1 protein-coding gene is annotated in these 211 nt (G+C 52.1%); it reads right to left on the bottom strand.

Features of this window, described 5'->3' with window-relative positions:
* On the bottom strand, positions 1-211 hold a 211-nt coding region (locus tag AACR77_RS16985), incomplete at both ends, for a pyruvate kinase (RefSeq protein WP_042882617.1).

The following is a 211-nucleotide window of genomic DNA, read 5'->3' as shown; positions in this document are numbered from 1 at the left end:
GCACTTCTCGATGATCATCTTCTGGGCGAAGATCACTTCTTCAACCGGAATTTCTACACCCATGTCGCCACGAGCAACCATGATGCCGTCGGAGACAGCCAGGATCTCATCGAAGTTGTCCAGGCCTTCCTGATTTTCGATCTTGGAGATGATCTGGATGTTCTCGCCACCGTGGGCTTTCAGGTGCTCACGGATTTCCAGCACGTCTTCT

The organism is Aeromonas sp. ZOR0002, assembly GCF_963866995.1.
GTDB classification, from domain to species: domain Bacteria; phylum Pseudomonadota; class Gammaproteobacteria; order Enterobacterales; family Aeromonadaceae; genus Aeromonas; species Aeromonas caviae.
The sequence above is the reverse complement of the archived record's forward strand: the minus strand, read 5'-3'. Positions and strand labels throughout refer to the sequence as shown.